The sequence below is a fragment of the Telluria sp. B2 genome (genome assembly GCF_051789535.1).
Classification (GTDB): domain Bacteria; phylum Pseudomonadota; class Gammaproteobacteria; order Burkholderiales; family Burkholderiaceae_D; genus Telluria.
The window spans coordinates 5,042,003-5,054,733 of the sequence record NZ_CP196525.1; the positions used below are offsets into that span (position 1 = coordinate 5,042,003).

Annotated in this window: 13 protein-coding genes; 9 read left to right on the forward strand and 4 right to left on the reverse strand. The window is 67.6% G+C overall.

The annotated features are described in order from the left end of the window. Positions 1-80 precede the first annotated feature (80 nt). The 4 genes from ACSUZJ_RS22270 (at position 81) to ACSUZJ_RS22285 (ending at position 3,840) form a co-directional block, all read left to right on the forward strand. A complete protein-coding gene (locus ACSUZJ_RS22270) occupies positions 81-653 on the forward strand; it encodes a lipocalin family protein (protein ID WP_499411785.1) in 573 nt (190 codons plus the stop codon). A 288-nt stretch (positions 654-941) separates the two neighbouring features. Then, the gene (locus ACSUZJ_RS22275) at positions 942-1,865 is read left to right on the forward strand and encodes a bestrophin family protein (RefSeq protein WP_499411787.1); all 924 of its coding nucleotides are present in this window, start codon (positions 942-944) and stop codon (positions 1,863-1,865) included. 36 nt (positions 1,866-1,901) lie between these two features. Next, on the forward strand, positions 1,902-3,413 hold the full coding sequence (gene scpC / locus ACSUZJ_RS22280; protein ID WP_499411788.1) for a succinyl-CoA:acetate CoA-transferase ScpC: 1,512 nt from the start codon (positions 1,902-1,904) through the stop codon (positions 3,411-3,413). Positions 3,414-3,501: 88 nt separating this feature from the next. Further along, on the forward strand, positions 3,502-3,840 hold the full coding sequence (locus ACSUZJ_RS22285) for a zinc ribbon domain-containing protein YjdM (RefSeq protein WP_499411789.1): 339 nt from the start codon (positions 3,502-3,504) through the stop codon (positions 3,838-3,840). 102 nt (positions 3,841-3,942) lie between these two features. Here ACSUZJ_RS22285 and ACSUZJ_RS22290 read toward each other — a convergent pair whose 3' ends face one another. Further along, positions 3,943-4,659 carry a hypothetical protein gene (locus tag ACSUZJ_RS22290; protein ID WP_499411791.1) on the reverse strand — a complete coding sequence of 239 codons (717 nt, stop codon included), beginning with the start codon at positions 4,657-4,659 and terminating at the stop codon, positions 3,943-3,945. 129 nt (positions 4,660-4,788) lie between these two features. Next, positions 4,789-6,078 (reverse strand): serine hydrolase domain-containing protein, encoded by a 1,290-nt coding sequence (locus ACSUZJ_RS22295; protein ID WP_499411792.1) that lies wholly within the window; start codon positions 6,076-6,078, stop codon positions 4,789-4,791. Positions 6,079-6,262: 184 nt separating this feature from the next. Here ACSUZJ_RS22295 and ACSUZJ_RS22300 point away from each other — a divergent pair, with 184 nt between their 5' ends. Continuing rightward, positions 6,263-7,249 carry an LLM class flavin-dependent oxidoreductase gene (locus ACSUZJ_RS22300; RefSeq protein WP_499416644.1) on the forward strand — a complete coding sequence of 329 codons (987 nt, stop codon included), beginning with the start codon at positions 6,263-6,265 and terminating at the stop codon, positions 7,247-7,249. Between the two features lie 63 nt (positions 7,250-7,312). Here the strand turns inward: ACSUZJ_RS22300 and ACSUZJ_RS22305 are convergent, their stop codons facing one another. Together ACSUZJ_RS22305 and ACSUZJ_RS22310 are read right to left on the reverse strand one after the other, a co-directional pair. Next, a complete protein-coding gene (locus tag ACSUZJ_RS22305) occupies positions 7,313-7,903 on the reverse strand; it encodes an isochorismatase family protein (RefSeq protein WP_499411793.1) in 591 nt (196 codons plus the stop codon). A gap of 202 nt (positions 7,904-8,105) precedes the next feature. Continuing rightward, on the reverse strand, positions 8,106-9,242 hold the full coding sequence (locus ACSUZJ_RS22310; RefSeq protein ID WP_499411794.1) for a PQQ-dependent sugar dehydrogenase: 1,137 nt from the start codon (positions 9,240-9,242) through the stop codon (positions 8,106-8,108). 166 nt (positions 9,243-9,408) lie between these two features. Between ACSUZJ_RS22310 and mepK the strand changes: the two genes are divergently transcribed. The 4 genes from mepK (at position 9,409) to ACSUZJ_RS22330 (ending at position 12,725) form a co-directional block, all read left to right on the forward strand. After that, positions 9,409-9,945: a peptidoglycan L,D-endopeptidase MepK gene (mepK, locus tag ACSUZJ_RS22315; protein WP_499411796.1), complete on the forward strand. Its 537-nt coding sequence runs from the start codon at positions 9,409-9,411 to the stop codon at positions 9,943-9,945. Between the two features lie 5 nt (positions 9,946-9,950). Further along, complete coding sequence (locus ACSUZJ_RS22320) at positions 9,951-10,808, forward strand: hypothetical protein (protein WP_499411797.1); 858 nt, start codon at positions 9,951-9,953, stop codon at positions 10,806-10,808. Then, positions 10,805-11,128, forward strand: coding sequence for a hypothetical protein (locus ACSUZJ_RS22325; RefSeq protein ID WP_499411799.1), 324 nt, complete (start codon positions 10,805-10,807; stop codon positions 11,126-11,128). The genes ACSUZJ_RS22320 and ACSUZJ_RS22325 overlap by 4 nt, the downstream gene beginning before the upstream one ends. Before the next feature lie 124 nt (positions 11,129-11,252). Further along, positions 11,253-12,725, forward strand: a complete 1,473-nt coding sequence (locus ACSUZJ_RS22330; RefSeq protein WP_499411800.1) for a PQQ-dependent sugar dehydrogenase — start codon at positions 11,253-11,255, stop codon at positions 12,723-12,725. The last annotated feature ends 6 nt before the right edge of the window (positions 12,726-12,731 follow it).

Consider the following 12,731-nt stretch of genomic DNA (forward strand, 5'->3'; position numbering starts at 1 on the left):
CAAACGGGCCGCCTATTCGTGCGGCCGAGTCCGCCACTGCGGGCTACCATGGCAAAGTCACCGACTAACCGAGGTTTTCCATGAACCGAAGACTCGCTCCCACCCTGGTCAAGGGCACCATGCTCGCCTCCGTCGCCCTGCTGGGCATGAAGGCCTACGCGGCCGGCAAGGCGGCCGCCAGCGACCTGGCCACCGTCTCCCGTCTCGACCTGCCGCGCTACATGGGCACCTGGTACGAGATTGCGCGCTACCCCAACCGCTTCGAGCGCCAGTGCGAAGGCTTCACCACTGCCACCTACACCGCCATGCCGGACGGCACGGTGAAGGTCGAGAACCGCTGCCGTACCGCGGAAGGCGGGACCGACGTCGCCGAGGCCGTCGCGCGCCAGGTCGGCCCGGCCGACTCGCCGCGGCTGAAGGTGCGCTTCGCGCCGGCCCTGCTGTCCTTCGTGCCGGCGGTCTGGGCCGATTACTGGGTGATCGACATCGACCGCGACTACCAGCTCGCCGCGGTGAGCGAACCGGGACGCGACTACCTGTGGATCCTGTCGCGCACACCCAAGGTCGGGAAACCCGCGCTTGACGCGCTGCTGGCGCGCCTGTCGGGCCAGGGTTTCGATCCGCGCCGGCTGCTGTACACGCGCCAGGAATGAACACGGCCGCGCCGGTCCTGTCCTACAGCATCACCCGTTGCAATATAACCCACAGTGTTGACGCCAGAACAAACATTCACCTCATCAATAACTGCAATTGGAAATGTGAATTAGGAATTCCCTCGCGCAGCCGCTACAGTGGTCTTTTCGTCCAGCCTGCACCAGGCGCCGTGGCCCTGCGCCCCGTGCCCGTGCGCGGCCGGTAGTTCCACATTTCCGTCACGATGCGGTTTCGAGCATGAACGATTGCAGCAGCGCCCCGTCCCACCAAGCACATGAGGGGGCGGCATGATCATTCGCGACCGCCCCAACGGCCTGCGCCTGTTCCTGACCATGCGTGGCTCGATCCTGTCGAGCATCTGGAAAAGCCTGCTCGTCACCACCCTCCTCGCCATCGTCGTCAGCTGGACCCATGGGGAACTGGGCGACTACAAGGTACACCTGACGATCACGCCCTTCACGCTGATGGGCCTGCCGCTGGCGATCTTCCTCGGTTTTCGCAACAACTCGGCCTACGACCGCTTCTGGGAAGGACGCAAGCTCTGGGGCGACCTGGTGCTACGCGGCCGCAACTTCGCCCGCGAGTGCCTCAGCCTGATCGATCCCATCGCCGGCAACGAAGCCGTGCGCGAGCGCATGATCCGGCGCGCGATCGCCTTCGCGCACGCGCTGCGCCACCAGTTGCGCCAGACCGATCCGGCGGCCGACGTGGCGCCCCACCTGATGCCGGTCGAGTGGGCCGCACTGCGCAAGCGGCGCAACCTGACCCATGCGCTGATGCTCGAAATGGGCAAGGACCTGGCGCTGTGCCGCAGTACCGGCATGCTCGACAGCGTGCGGGCGGCCACGCTCGACGCCAACATCTCCGGCATGGTCGCCACCGCCGCCTCCTGCGAGCGCATCAAGAACACGCCGATCCCGTTCTCGTACACGCTGCTGCTGCACCGCACTTCCTACCTGTACTGCTTCCTGCTGCCCTTCGGCCTGGTCGACAGCCTCGGTTACCTGACGCCGCTGGTGGTGGGCATCGTCGCCTACACCTTCTTCGGCCTGGATGCGCTGGGCGACGAGATCGAGGAACCGTTCGGCCTGTCGCCGAACGACCTGCCGCTCGACGCCATCTGCCGCGCCATCGAAATCGACCTGCGCGACGCGCTAGGCGATCCCGACCTGCCGCCACCGCTGGTGCCGGTCAACAACTGGCTGCGATAGCTACCAACATAGCAGCCTCCCACTGCAAGACGAACCATGATGAACGAAGCATACCAAGACCGAATCGGCTGTCCCCTGCTGCGCGAACGCATCACCACCGCAGCAGAGGCAGCATCCTTCATCCGTGACGGCATGACCGTCGGCATGAGCGGCTTTACCCGCGCCGGCGATGTCAAGCTGGTGCCGGCCGCGCTGGCCGAACGGGCGCGCCGCGAGCCGCTGCGCATCACCCTGCTCACCGGCGCTTCGCTCGGCAACGACACGGATAAACTGCTTACCGAAGCGCACGCGCTGGCGCGGCGCGCGCCCTTCCAGGTCGATCCGGTGCTGCGCGCGGCGATCAACCGCGGCGAAGTGATGTACATCGACCAGCACCTGTCCGAGACCGTCGAGGTGCTGCGCTCGGGCCACCTGGGCCCGGTGGACGTGGCCGTGATCGAGGCGGTGCGCATTACCGAGACTGGCGCCATCGTGCCGACCACCTCGGTGGGCAACAGCGCCAGCTTCGCGATCCTGGCCGAGAAGGTGATCGTCGAGATCAACCTGGCGCAGCCGCGCGCGCTCGAGGGCCTGCACGACATCTGGATCCCGAAGAAGCGCCCGATGCGCGAACCGATCCCCCTGATGAACGCCGAGGACCGCGTCGGCACCACCGCGATCGAGATCCCGCCCGAGAAGATCGCCGCCATCGTCTTCACCGACCAGCCCGACAGCACCTCGGCCAACCTGCCGCCGGACGCGGAAACGGCGGCAATCGCACGCCACCTGGTGAACTTCTTCTGCAAGGAGATCGAGGCCGGGCGCCTTACCAAACGCCTGCTGCCGCTGCAGGCCGGCATCGGCACCATCGCCAACGCCGTGATGGCCGGTTTCGTCGACAGCCCCTTCGAGGGCCTGACCATGTATTCAGAGGTGCTGCAGGATTCGACCTTCGACCTGTTCGACAGCGGCAAGCTCGATTTCGCTTCCGGCTCCTCGATCACGCTCTCGCCGGCGAAAGCCGCCCAGGTCTTCGCCGAGATGGAGCGCTATGCCGACCGCCTGGTGCTGCGTCCGCAGGAAGTGTCGAACCATCCGGAAGTGATCCGGCGCCTCGGCATCATCGCGATCAACACGGCGCTGGAAGCCGACATCTACGGCAACGTGAATTCGACCCACGTCGGCGGCACCCACATGATGAACGGGATCGGCGGCTCGGGCGACTTCGCGCGCAATGCCTACATGTCGATCTTCGCCACCAAGTCGATTGCCAAGGGCGGCAAGGTGTCCTCGATCGTGCCGATGGTCTCGCACGTCGACCACACCGAGCACGATGTCGACATCATCGTCACCGAGCAGGGCCTGGCCGACCTGCGCGGGCTGGCGCCGCGCGAGCGCGCCAGCGTCATCATCGCCAACTGCGTGCCGGCGCCCTACCAGGACATGCTGCGCGACTACGTGCGCGAGGCCCAGGCACGCGGCGGCCAGACCCCGCACGTGCTGGAGAAAGCCTTCGCCTGGCACGAGCGCTACCGCCAGACCGGCTCGATGCTCGCCGACGCGGGCTGATTCCCGCTGCGCCGGTCCTGCCGGCGCTTTTTTTTGCCACGCATGGATGGGCGGCTATACTGCCCGTTTCTCTTCCTGCCGCACCGCCATGTCCCTGCCTCCCTGCCCTTCCTGCCAGTCCGTCTACACCTACGAGGACGGCCCGAATCTCGTCTGCCCGGAATGCGGCCATGAGTGGTCGGCGCAGGCTGCGTCTGCCGCCGGCGAGGCCGCGCGCGTCTGGCGCGATGCCGCCGGCAACACATTGCAGGACGGCGACACCGTCACCGTGACCAAGGACCTGAAGCCGAAGGGCTCGGGCGGCGTCATCAAGCAGGGCACCAAGGTCAAGAACATCCGCCTGGTCGACGCCGACCACGACATCGACTGCAAGATCGAGGGCTTCGGCGCGATGAGCCTGAAGTCGGCGTTCGTCAGGAAGGTCTGAGCGGCCCGGTACGGGCAAAAAAAACACCAGCCCCGCGGGGCTGGTGCCGTCTGAAGCCGACTCTCCAAGTCAGGCCGCATTGCGCGGCCCTGTGCTGTTGACTCAGTAGCCGCGGCCGCCGGTGCCGCCGCCAGTACCACTGCTGGTACCCGAAGTGCCGGTGCTGCCCGAAGTGCCGGTGCTGCCCGAGGTGCCGGAACTACCCGAGGTGCCCGACGTACCCGAGGTGCCGCTGCCGCTGGTGCCGCTGGTGCCGCCCGAACCCATCGATCCGCCGGCGCCGCTGGTGCCCATCGAACCGCTGGTGCCGCTGGTGCCCATCGAGCCCGAGCTGCCGCTGGTGCCCATCGAGCCGGTGGCGCCGCCCGTACCCAGCGAGCCGCCCGTGCCGCTGGTGCCCGAGGAACCGCTGGTGCCGCTGTCCATCGTACCGGTGCTGCCGCTGGTGCCCGAGGAGCCGCTGGCGCCCGAGGTGCCGCTGCCGGTGCCCGCGCCGCCGCCCGAGGTGCCGCTGCCGCCGCCGGTGCTGCCGCTGGTGCCGCTGCCCGAGGAGCCCGACGTGGTGCCCGAGCTGCTGCTGCCGCTGGCGCCCGAAGAACTGCTGTGCTTCTTCTGTTTCTTCTTGCTGGAATGCTTGGTCGTGTCCGAGTGCTGGTCGCCGGAGGCCGACGAGCCGGTCGCTTGCGAGCTGCCGGACTGGCCGGAGCTGCCGGACTGGCCGGCGGTGCTGCTCGATTGCGCATGTGCGTTCATGGAAACAGCCATCGCCGCAGCGACGGAAGCGCCCAACAGGCCTTTCAACAGTTTATGCATTTTCATGTCGATCTCCTAATGGTTTGGGGGCTACATTCCTCAACAATATCAATGACATGTGAGGACGCCGAGTCTAAAAGAGGTCGCCATGAAGGGGGCGCGCGGTAGCCATTTGGAAAGTCGAGAACGCCGTTTTCAGGGGGCTGCGACAGCGGTTCCGGCGCGCCCCGCTCCCACCTGCGCCGACTCGGCCGCCAGGGTGCCGAGCCGGGTGTACAGGGGCAGCACATTGGCCTTGTCGTCCGGGTAGACGCGGTTCGACAGGAACACGTAGAAGCTGCGCGAAGCGGGATCGATCCACAGGACGCAGCCGGTGAAACCGGTATGCCCGAAGCTTCCCACCGGGTACAAAGCGCCGCGCGGACGCTGCGCGTAGGGCGAATCGATGTCCATGCCGAGCCCGCGCAGCGCGGCGACGCCCGGCGGGCTTTGTACCGTGGTGAGGAGGCGCACGCTCCCGGGCTGCAAGACGCGCACGCCATCGAGTGCGCCGCCGCCGAGCAGCATGCGCGCGAAGCGCGCGACGTCGCGCGCCGTGGTGAACACGCCGGCGGAACCGGCCACGCCGCCGATGCGGCGCACCGTCGGATCGTGCACCACGCCCTGGAGCAGCGCGCCTGTCCCGACGTCGTCGTGGAGCGAGCTTCCTGCATTCCCTCCCAGCTTCTGGGTCGGCGCGATCGCCTCCGGCGCGAAGCGGCGCAGCGGCAGGTAGCCGGTGTCGCGCATGCCCAGCGGCGTGAAGATGCGCGCCTGGGCAAAGGCGTCGAGCGGCATGCCCGAGAGCTTGTGCACCAGTTGGCCGAGCAGGATGTAGTTGATGTCCGAATAGCGGAAGAAAGTGCCAGGCGGATGCGTCACGGCCTGCGCACAGGCCAGCGCGTGGGCCGCCGCATCGCCGCTCCAGGCCGGTTTCGCCGGCAAGCCCGCCGCCAGCCCGGAGGTGTGGTTCAGCAGGTGGCGGATCGTGATCGCCTCCTTGCCGCCGCCCTCGCACTCCGGAAAATAATCGACCAGCTTTGCATCCAGGTCGAGCTTGCCGTCCTCGGCCAGCAGCAGGACGGAAGGCGCGGTCGCCAGCACCTTGCTCAGCGAGGCGGCGTCGTATACCGTTCCCGGCACGACCGCCGGGGCGCCGGGCTCGTAGCTGGTGCGGCCATAGGCCTGCTCGTAGACGTCGCCGCCGCGCTCGAGGCGGAAGACCGCGCCGGGCAGGCGCCGTTCGGCGATCGCCGCGTTCACGGCGCCGTCGATGCGCGCGAACCTAGTGCTGTCGAGCCCGCCCTGCGCCTGCGCGGCGGCCGGCGCGGCGTTGTCCGGGAGTTGGGCGCAGCCGGCGGCCAGCAGGGCGAAACAGGCAGTGGCGATCGCGGTCTGGCGCTTGAGCAGCCCATCGAAGGAATAAATGCGGGAACAGGTGCGCATGGGAGTCCTGGAATGCGGAAGGGAGCGTACGCCGGATGTGTGCGGGCGCAGGAGCGCTAGATAATAGATAAGCAATATCCGTGGGTCAATCTTTACGCCGGCACGACGGCCGCGCTGCCTGGCGCCCGGGCCGTTTTGCCGACCCGGACAGCGAGAAAAAATCCTTCGGCGTATCATGCAACCCATGATTCCCTTCTCCATACTCGATCTCTCGCCCATCGCCGAAGGCAGCGATGCGCGCGCTTCTTTCCATAATTCACTCGATCTCGCCCAGCATGGCGAGCGCTGGGGCTACAACCGTTTCTGGCTGGCCGAACACCACGGCATGCCGGGCATCGCCAGCGCCGCCACCTCTGTGCTGATGAGTTATGTTGCCGCTGGAACGTCCACCATCCGTGTCGGCGCCGGCGGCATCATGCTGCCGAACCACTCCCCGCTCGTGATCGCCGAACAGTTCGGCACGCTCGAGTCGCTGTTCCCGGGACGCATCGACCTCGGCCTGGGCCGCGCGCCCGGTTCCGACCACGTCACCGCGCGCGCCCTGCGCCGCAACCTGGCCTCGGACGCCGACGAGTTCCCGCAGGACGTCGTCGAACTGCAGGACTACTTCGCCGACTCGCCGCGCCGCCAGGTGAAGGCGGTGCCGGGCGCCGGCCTGAAGGTGCCGCTGTGGATCCTCGGCTCCAGCCTGTTCGGCGCCCAGCTCGCCGCCGCGCTCGGCCTGCCGTACGCCTTCGCCTCGCACTTCGCGCCGCAGATGATGATGCAGGCAATCGAACTGTACCGCGCGAATTTCCGTCCGTCGGCCCAGCTCGACAAACCCTATGTGATGCTCGGCTTTAACGTCTTCGCCGCCGACAGCGACGAGGAAGCCCATTACCAGGCCACCTCGATGCAGCAGGCCTTCGTGAACCTGCGCAGCGGCCGCCCGACGCGCCTGCAGCCGCCGGTGCGCGGCTACCTGGAGCTGCTTGCGCCCCAGGAACGCGCGATGCTCGATTCGGTACTGTCGTGCTCGGCAATCGGCTCGCCCGCCAGCGTGGCGGAACAGCTCAAGGCCTTCATCGCGCACACCCGTGCCGACGAGCTGATGATCACCTCGCAGATCTTCGACCACGCGGCGCGCCTGCGCTCGTACGAGATCACGGCCGAGATCCACAAGGCCGGCTGAGGCGAGACCCAAGCCGGGCCAGGAGGCCGAGGCGCCGCCGGGGCAGACCCGGCGGCGCTTTTTTCATGCGTCGCCGGTGCCGGCCTGCAGCGCGTCGATCAGCTCGCGCGTCTTGCGCACCCGCCCCATGATGCGGAAGGTGTTCTTGCAGGCGAAATCGTGGGCTTCGGCGCTGATGCCGCTCATCGCGTCCTCGGCGAACACGAGCGCGTAACCCAGGTCATGGGCCGCGCGCGCGGTCGACTCGACGCCGATGTTGGTGACGATGCCGCCCAGGATGAGCGTCCTGATGTGGCGGCGGCGCAGCAACTGGTCCAGTTCGGTGCCGTAGAAGGCGCCCCACTGGCGCTTGGTGATGACGATGTCGGTCGCCTCGATGCCGGCCTCGGGCGCGAACTGCGAGGCGTCCGGCGGCGGGGGCGGCGCATCGGCCGCATGCAGGGGCGCGTCCGCCGGGCCCGGCTGCAACTCGTTCAGCAGGACCCGCACGAACACCACCATCGCGCCGCGGCTGCGCATTTCCTGCGCCAGCAGCACGCAGTTGCCGAGCACCTGCTGGCTCGAATACGGCGCCAGCTCGCGCGCCATGTTGCCGTTCTGTAGGTCGATCAGGACCAGCGCGGTGCTGGCCAGGTCTATCTTGAAGTCGTCCATCGTTCCTCCTTGTGTGGCCAAATGCTGTCAAATCACGGACGTAGGGTGGGCGCCCCGTGCCCACGCGTAAACGATGAGAAGACGCTGCGCTTCATGAATGCCAACACGACGCAGGCGTCACGCGTGGGCACGGGGGCGCCCACCCTACAGTGGTCCCCCAGTATCGGCCAAGGCGATGGGTGGCGGCGTCCGTTAGCGGCGCTCAGCCTTTGTCGGGCACGATCCGCAGCAGGCGCGACTTGTCCTCGTCGGTCAGCACGTAGAGCTGGCCGTCCGGACCCTGGCGCACGTCGCGCACGCGGGCGCCGATGTCGAGCTTTTCCTGGCGCACGGCCTTGCCGTCCTTGTCGAAGGCGATGCGGCGCAGGTCCTCGCCGGCCAGGCTGCCGGAGAACAGGCTGCCGCGCCATTGGGGGAAGGCGCTGCCGGTGTACCAGGCCAGGCCCGAGGGGGCGGGCGACGGCGACCAGGCCACCACCGGGTCAACCATGCCCGGTACGCTGTGCTTGCCGATCGGCTCGCGCGAGCTGTAGTCCAGGCCGAAACTCTGCAGCGGCCAGCCGTAGTTCTTGCCGCCCTCGATGCGGTTGATCTCATCGCCGCCGCGCGGGCCATGCTCGCTGGCCCAGACGCGGCCTTCGGGATCGACGGTCAAGCCCTGGATGTTGCGGTGGCCGTAAGACCAGATCTCCGGCAGCGCGCCGGACCTGCCCGCCAGCGGATTGCCGGGCGCCGCCTTGCCCTCCAAAGTCAGGCGCAGGATGGAACCGTTGTGGCTGCCCAGGTTCTGGGCCTGATCGCGCGCCAGCATGTTGCCCACGCGCTGGGGCGGATTGCCGCCGTCGCCGATGCTCATCAACAGGGTGCCGTCGGGCAGCCAGGCGATGCGCGAGCCGAAGTGCTGGCCGCCGCTCTTCGAGGGCGAAGCCTGGAACAGTGTTCTGACGCCGCCGACCTTCCTGCCGTCGAAAACGCCCTGCACGAGGATGGTGCGGTTCTCGCTGCTGGTCCCGTTCGCCATGGTCATGTAGACGCGGACCTTGCCGTCCTTGTCCGCCGGGTGGACCGCGATGTCGAGCAGGCCGCCCTGCCCGCCCGTCATGAGCCTGGGCAGCCCCTCGATCGGCACTGTCGTCACCTGCTTGCCGGCGACCAGGTGCAGGCTGCCTTCCTTGCCGGTGACCAGCATGCGTCCGTCGGGCAGCCAGGCCATGCCCCAGGCGCGCGGCAGGGCGTCGGTGACCGTTTCAAGGCGCCAGCCCTTGACCTCGGGCGGCGCGCCGGTAGCTTCCACCTGGGCCAGCACGGGCAGGGCCGGACCCGCCAGGAGGCCGGCCATGCAGAGGTAACGAATTGACTTCCGAAGTTGACGCAATTGCATGCAATACCCCTTTAAAAGTTGTTAACCTTACGCCATCACATCGCATTTTCGCTCTATTTTCTGCAGAATTAGCGAAATCGGGCTATCATGGCGGTCTTATCTGAACCAGCGCAAAGGATCTTGAATGAACCACCGCCGCTCTTTCCTCAAAGGCTCTGTTGCACTCGTATCGGCGATCAGCCTGCCCGCCCTGGCCAAGACTGCCCAGGCCGCGCCCGGTGAACGTACGCTGCGCCTGTACAACACCCATACTGGCGAAACCGTACGCAGCGTGTTCTGGGCCGAAGGCCAATTCATTCCGGATGCATTGCAGGACATCAACAAGGTGCTGCGCGACCATCGCAATAACCAGATCGCGCCGATCGATCCGCAATTGCTGGTCCTGCTCAACGAAGTCAGCACGAAGTTCGGCAACAACCAGCTGGTACACGTGATTTCCGGCTACCGCTCGCCCGAATCGAACGCCAAGCTGCGCGCCAACAGCACTGGCGTGGCCAAGCACAGCATGCACATGGACGGCAAGGCCATCGACATCCGCCTGCCGGGCAAGGATCTGGCGCAACTGCGCAAGGCCGCCATGGCCATGCGCGGCGGCGGGGTCGGGTACTACCCGGACTCGCAATTCGTCCACATGGACACCGGCCGCGTCCGCTACTGGTAAGCGCCATGCGGCCGCTCGCGTGCTGCATCCTGCTCGCCTGCGCCTTCGCCGCCGTCACCACGGCGGCGAGGGCGCAGGATACCCGTGCCGATACCCCTGCCGACACCCCCGTCGCCACCGTGAACGTCACCTCGACGCGCGACCCGGTCGACAAATCCTACCGCAAGATGATCCGAGGCATGGAACGCTTCGAGCGCGAGCACCGTTTCGCGCCCGCGGCGAACCTGCGCTTCCAGCTGCTGCCGCGCACGCCCGACGTGAAAATGACGGGCATCACCTTGCGCGTGGCCGGCGACACCGTCTCGGTGCCGGTACCGGTGGCGCCCGACAACAGCTTCGTGCTGCCGCGTAACGAGCAGGCCCTGCGCGAAGACGCGGCCGTGCTCGCCAACCGCAAGACCACCAGCATGACGTGGCGCGCCCTGATCAGGACCCCGGGCCTGCCGCCCGACACGCGCCGCCTGGGCGACCTGCGCCTGGAATGCCGGGTTGGCGTCGAGGCCGGACTGGTCTCGAACAGTTCGCCCCTGTTCGGCTGGCTCTCGGATGCCCTCACCACGCCCGAGGGGGTCTGCAACAGCCCGCAAGGCAATTACCTGTTCTTCGCCGACCGCCCCATCTTCGCGGTGCGCCTGCGCGCCGGCGAACGCAGCGAAGTGCTGCCCTTCGACATGCTCTACGCCGGCGGCATCCAGACGCGCGAGATGCTGCCCTTCTGCGACTGCCAGGTGCTGCTCGACCGCACCTATTACGCGCCGATCTGGGACACGAGCTGGCCCGACGACACCCTGGTCGAGTTCGAGTACATGGTCGATGCCGCGCCGCCCGCAGCCGCGGCCCCCGCCGTGGAGGAGAGCCGATGAAGCCGCATGCCCTCGTCCTGGTCCCGGCGCTCGCCCTGGCGCTGCTGGCAGGTTGCGCCACCGGCACGATTCCGGCGGGCACCCAGGTCGCGGCCGAGCGCCTCGCCGCCTCCGTCGTACCCGGCCGCACCACCAGGGCCGAACTGCTCGCGGCCTTCGGCAAGACCAAGGCCGTCGTGTTCGACAGCGGCTTCGAGGCCTGGGTCTACCAGTCCCCGGCCGGCGGTGGGCGCTTTTCCGAATTCGTGATCCTGATCAATCCTTCGGGCGTGGTCGCCAAGACCCGTCAGCGCGCCCCCTCCGTCCCCACGCAGCCCTGAGCCAGGCGGGCAATTTCTCTGGCGCGCCCTCCGCCTACTGGAACAGGTTCTTAATGTGCGCGCCAGACCCGCGTCCGCTGGCAGAATGACACCGTGGATGTGCTCATTCCTGTGGGGGCCTGTCATGCTGGTCGATCGCGCACGGAAGTTCCTGCTGTCCCTCCTGCCCCTGTTGTTCCTGCTGGCCGCCTGTGGTGGCGGTGGCGGCAATCCGGGCAGCGTTCCGGCGCCCGGTCCCGGCGCCAGCACCGGCTCCCTGCAAGTCAACATCACCGCCCTGCCCGCCGGCACGAATGCGGCGGTGCGCGTGACCGGTCCCAACAATTTCACACAAGACTTAACCAGCTCGCAGACACTGAGCGGCCTGGCGCCCGGCAGCTACACGGTTGCCGCCTCGAATGTCACGGTCGGCGCCGCCACCTACACGCCCACGCCGGCCACGCAAAGCGTGAGCGTGAGCGCCGGCGCCACCGCCAGCGCCAGCGTCGCCTACGGCGCCGGCACCCTGGGGCTGACGCTGTCCCAGGTCGGCGGCGACTTCGACGCCCCCACCTTCGTTGCCGCACCCGCCAATGACGAGCGCCTGTTCGTCGTCGAGCGCGGCGGCACCATCCGTGTGCTGCAGAACGGCACGGCGCTGACCGTTCCCTGGCTCGACATCAGCGGCCGCGTCTTCACCGGGGGCGAAGGCGGCCTGCTGTCGATGGCCTTCGACCCCGACTTCGACCGCAACGGCTATTTCTATGTGTATTACACCGATCTGCAGCAGAACATCATAGTCGAGCGCTTCGGCTCCTCGCCGCTGCCGAACGTGGCCGACGCCACCTCGGGCCTGGTGATCCTGCGCCTGCCGCATCCCCAGTACATCAACCACTTCGGCGGCCTGGCCGCCTTCGGACCGGACGGCCTGCTGTATGTCGGCACGGGCGACGGCGGCGGCGCGGGCGACCCTTTCGGCAACGCCCAGAACCTCGCCGTGGGCCTGGGCAAGCTGCTGCGCGTGGACGTGCGCGGCGCCAGCGCCGGCCAGCCCTACAGCATCCCGCCCGGCAACCCCTACCTGAACCAGCCCGGGCGGCTGCCGGAAATCTGGGCGTCGGGACTGCGCAACCCCTGGCGCTTCGCCTTCGACGCCGACCGCCTCTACATTGCCGACGTCGGCCAGGGCGAGCGCGAAGAGGTCAACATCGCGCCACTGTCCGAAGCTGGCCTGAACTACGGCTGGGACATCATGGAAGGCAGGGCCTGCTTCGGCACGGGAAGCTGCGACCGTAGCGGCCTGACCCTGCCCGCCTTCGAGTACGAACACGGCGACAACGACGTCAACGGTTGCTCGATCACCGGCGGCTTCGTCTACCGCGGCAGCGCGCTTCCCGAACTGGCCGGGCATTATTTTTATTCCGACTACTGCGGCGGCTACCTGAAGAGCTTCCTGGCCAGCGGCAACGGCAACAGCAACAGCATCGGCGAACAACGCGACTGGGGCATTGCCTCGCCCGGACGGGTCGTGTCCTTCGGGCGCGACAGCGCCGGCGAGCTGTACATCGTCAGCGGCAATGGCCGCATCTACAAAATTGTGAGGGCTCCCGCCTCCTGATGAGGT